We start from the raw sequence: 2,928 nt of genomic DNA, 5'->3' as shown, positions 1-2,928 counted from the left end.
TTCCCGCGTTGCAGCATCAGCTGGTCAATCTGCTGCAACAGTTGCCGCGTTTTATCGACTGGTTGGAGCAAACGGCGCTCCGGGGTCCACGCTGCCGGGCAGTGCGCCGGAACCGCCGGCAAGTTCAAAGCCAAACACGCTGCGCGCGCCACTGAGCGCGAGCGGGCGCAGCATGCGCACGCCGGGCGCCTGCTTCAGGTGCCGCCAGACGCGGGCGTAGGCCTCGATATCGGTTATGCCATCAACGGTAATCTGTACCGCGGCCGGTGGGCCGCCCGCCACGGTCGCCGCGGGTGCCAGGTGCTGGCCCACACCGTCTAGCGCGGCCGCGAGGGCCGCCGCTTCATCATCGCCATGCGCTGACCAACCCACGTCGGCGTGTTCCGGCAGCGTCAGGCGCAGTGTCGCTTCCCAGCCGTTGCCGGCGGCCCGCAGGCGCCCGAACAGGACGCCGTCCGGCCGGTAGCGTGCGGATGCCGTGGTAAGCGCGGCCAGGCTGGAAGGATCCGTTGGGTCAACGCTGGCCGGCAGCGCCGCACGCTCGGTCAGGTCCAGCACCGGCAACAGCAGCGGCAAACCGCGCGCCGCCGCCGCATTGCTTACCGTGGCCGCCAGCTCGGCCGGCTCGTCGGCGCCTACCCAGGCGGGCGCCCCATCGCGCTGTGCCAGCAGCCACAGCAGCAGGGTGGGCCGAGCCTCCGCGGGCCTTGCCTGCTGCTGTGCGCTCAGAAAACCGCGTACCAGAGCCGGATCGAACCGGGCTTCCAGGACCTGCGTGCCATCGTCACCGGTGCCCAGGGCATAGCTGAGCAGCGCTCGGGCAGCGGCACTGCGGCCATCCGGCTGGTGCGCCAGGGCACCCACCTCAGCGCGACCGGCCACCTGCCCAAGCACACGGGAAAAAGCGCTGGTCACCGCCGCTGTGCGCGCCGCATCGGTCGACTCGGCAAGCGGTACACGGGCCACGTAAAGATCAATAGCCCAAGCGCCTCGGCATAAACCCAGCGCAAGCACAATGCAGACGAGCGGGGACGGCAGGCGCATGGGGATGGTAGGCGGCGGCGGCGGGAGCAGCTACCATTGTGCCCCGTTTCACCGCACCACTGTGAGCCTTCCCGTCATGGGCGACACGCCCAACAGTCCAGCCCCCGGCCTGACCTATCGCGATGCAGGCGTCGATATTGACGCTGGAAACGCTTTGATTGATCGCATCCGGCCACTGGCGGCACGCACCCGCCGACCGGAGTTGCTTGCCGGCATCGGCGGCTTTGGCGCCCTGCTGGAAGTGCCCAAGCGCTACCGCGAACCGGTGCTGGTCGCCGGCACCGACGGTGTGGGCACCAAGTTGCGCCTGGCCATTGACCTGGGTGTACACGACACGGTCGGCATTGATCTGGTCGCCATGTGCGTCAACGACGTCCTGTCGCAAGGCGCCGAGCCGCTGTTCTTTCTCGATTATTTCGCCACCGGCAAGCTGGATGTGGACACCGCGGCAGGCGTGGTGGCCGGCATCGCCCGCGGCTGCGAATTGGCCGGCGCGGCCCTGGCCGGCGGCGAGACCGCCGAGATGCCCGGCATGTACCGGTCTGGTGACTACGACGTGGCCGGGTTCTGTGTCGGCGTGGTGGAGAAGTCGCGCATCGTCGACGGCCGGGCCATTCGCGCTGGCGATGCCATCATCGGCCTGGCTTCAAGTGGCCTGCATTCGAACGGCTACTCGCTGGCGCGCAAGGTTATCGAGCACGTCGGCGCCGATCTGCACGCGCCGTTTGCCGGCAGTACCCTGGGCGCCACCCTGCTCACGCCAACGCGAATCTATGTCAAGCCGGTTCTGGACTTGCTAGCCGTTCTGCCGGTGGTGGGTATTGCGCACATCACCGGCGGCGGCCTGGTCGAGAATATCCCCCGAATCCTGCCGGACGGTCTCGCGGCCCGTCTCGACCCCGGCGCCTGGCAGCAACCACCCATTTTTGGCTGGCTCCAGGAGCAGGGCGGTATCGCGGCGACCGAAATGTGGCGCACGTTCAACTGCGGCCTGGGGCTGGTGGTGGTGTTGCCGGCCGCGCGCGCCAATGAGGCCATCTCCCACCTGCGACAGGCCGGTGAAACCGCCAGCCTGGTCGGCCAGGTCGTGCCGCGCGGCGACGGCCCAGGCGTCGTGCTGGCGTCGTGACAGAGCTACCGCTGCGCTTGGCGGTGCTGATTTCGGGCCGCGGCAGCAATCTGCAAACCATCCTCGACACCATCACCCAGGGCCGGTTGGCCGCGCGGGTGATGCTGGTGATCAGCAACCGTCCCGGAGCCGCCGGACTGGCCGTGGCTCGCGCGGCCGATGTGCCCATGGCAGTGGTCGATCACCGCGAATACCCCGACCGCGAGTCGTTCGAGCACGGCCTCAGCGCTCACATCGACGACGCCGCGGTGGATCTGATCGTGCTCGCCGGCTTCATGCGTGTGCTCACGGCGGAGTTCGTCCAGCGTTATCACGGTCGCCTGCTCAATATCCATCCTTCCTTGTTGCCGGCCTTCGCCGGACTGGACACGCATGCCCGGGCCCTGGCTGCCAGCGCGCGGGAACATGGCGCGAGCGTGCACTTTGTCACCGCCGCCGTCGACGGCGGCCCGGTAATCGCACAGACGCGGGTGCCGGTGTTGGAGGAAGATGTGCCGGACAGCCTGGCCCGCCGGGTGCTGGAGGCAGAGCACCGACTGTACCCGCTGGTGCTCGGGTGGTTTTGCGAAGCCCGTGTGGCGCTGAAACTGGGCACTGTGTACCTGGACGGCCTACCCCTGGCCGCGCCGGTGCAGTTCGCATATGAGGCACAGCGTGAATAGTTGGCGAGTGTTGGGCGCATGCATCGCGCTGCTGGTCGCAACTCAAGCGCGGGCCGAGTTGCCGAACGAGTGGCAGGCGACTTACGCCGTGCG

At 68.3% G+C, this 2,928-nt stretch carries 3 protein-coding genes; 2 read left to right on the top strand and 1 reads right to left on the bottom strand.

The genetic code is table 11. From position 1 onward, the window contains the following. Positions 1–51: 51 nt before the first annotated feature. Positions 52–966: a DUF2066 domain-containing protein gene (locus ABZF37_RS14010; RefSeq protein ID WP_372720977.1), complete on the bottom strand. Its 915-nt coding sequence runs from the start codon at positions 964–966 to the stop codon at positions 52–54. A gap of 154 nt (positions 967–1,120) precedes the next feature. Here ABZF37_RS14010 and purM point away from each other — a divergent pair, with 154 nt between their 5' ends. Both purM and purN read left to right on the top strand, forming a co-directional pair. Beyond that, entirely contained in the window at positions 1,121–2,173 is a 1,053-nt protein-coding gene (gene purM / locus ABZF37_RS14005; protein WP_372720979.1) for a phosphoribosylformylglycinamidine cyclo-ligase, read from the top strand. Beyond that, complete coding sequence (gene purN, locus ABZF37_RS14000) at positions 2,170–2,835, top strand: phosphoribosylglycinamide formyltransferase (protein ID WP_372720975.1); 666 nt, start codon at positions 2,170–2,172, stop codon at positions 2,833–2,835. Before purM ends, purN begins: the two co-directional genes overlap by 4 nt. The last annotated feature ends 93 nt before the right edge of the window (positions 2,836–2,928 follow it).

This window comes from Immundisolibacter sp., assembly GCF_041601295.1.
Taxonomy (GTDB): domain Bacteria; phylum Pseudomonadota; class Gammaproteobacteria; order Immundisolibacterales; family Immundisolibacteraceae; genus Immundisolibacter.
This window is presented reverse-complemented; position numbering and strand designations above follow the sequence as displayed.

What these genes read in the sequence shown, in the direction of transcription:
- purM (WP_372720979.1), top strand. Translation starts at nt 1,121, where the DNA reads ATGGGCGACACGCCCAACAGTCCAGCCCCCGGCCTGACCTATCGCGAT.